Source organism: Polynucleobacter sp. 39-46-10, from assembly GCF_002282275.1.
Genome location: NZ_NCJB01000564.1, coordinates 1 through 1,020, shown reverse-complemented (window position 1 = coordinate 1,020; position 1,020 = coordinate 1). Strand labels below are relative to the sequence as shown.

The 1,020-nt window shown below is 49.0% G+C and carries 1 protein-coding gene; it reads right to left on the bottom strand.

Annotated features, from left to right (window positions below; genetic code table 11):
- On the bottom strand, positions 1-880 hold an 880-nt coding region (gene rlmN, locus B7X71_RS17755; RefSeq protein WP_293601714.1), incomplete at its 3' end, for a 23S rRNA (adenine(2503)-C(2))-methyltransferase RlmN.
- Positions 881-1,020 lie beyond the last annotated feature (140 nt).

Below are 1,020 nucleotides of genomic sequence, written 5' to 3'. Positions count from 1 at the left end.
GGTTGATCTTGCACTTGATATTGGCTAATAGGCGTACCAACTCTTTTGCCTGAATATCAGAGTCATTTACGCCGTCGAGCATGCAGTATTCAAAGGTCAAGAAATCCCTCGGGGCAAACGGCAAATACCGTTCGCACGCAGCGAGCAATTCTCTTAAAGGATATTTTTGATTGAGGGGAACAAGCTGATCGCGCAACTTGTCATTCGGAGCATGCAATGAGACCGCTAATGCTACCGGGCAATCCTGAGCCAAGCGATCAATCATTGGCACAACGCCAGAAGTGGATACGGTCACACGACGACGCGACAAACCATAGGCTCGGTCATCAAGCATAAGCCGCAATGCAGTAACTACGTTGTCATAGTTAAGCAAAGGTTCACCCATACCCATCAAGACCACGTTCGAGATCACGCGACCGGTGTGCTCCCAACCTGGGGTTGGGTATTTTTCAATACGACGTACTGCATTTGGATCCGTGCGGAGTAAATGCTCTGCAAACCAGAGTTGCCCAATGATTTCACCGGCGGTGAGATTGCGTGAGAAGCCCTGATGCCCAGTTGAGCAAAAACGGCAATTGACCGCACAGCCAGCCTGAGACGAAATGCACAAGGTGCCACGATCATCTTCAGGAATAAATACAGACTCCACGGCATTGCCAGCTCCAACATCGAGCAACCACTTGCGGGTGCCGTCAGCTGCATGCTCGTCTTTAATGACTGGGAGAGAAAGAACTTGCGCTTTATCGAGCAGGGTTGCTCTAAAGCTTTTTGCCAAATCGCTCATGTCGTTGATGTCGGATACTCCACGTTGGTGTATCCACTGCATGAGTTGCTTAGCCCTAAAGGGCTTTTCATTCAACCCCGCGACGTACGCTGCCATTTGGTCAGCGTCAAAATCTAAGAGATTTACGCGCGGGGAGGTCAATGCGCCTACTTATGTATTAAATAGGTTGTTCGTTAGCAATCGTGAATTAACGATTGAAAACGTTCATGCCAGCGAAGAAGAATGCAACTTCGACA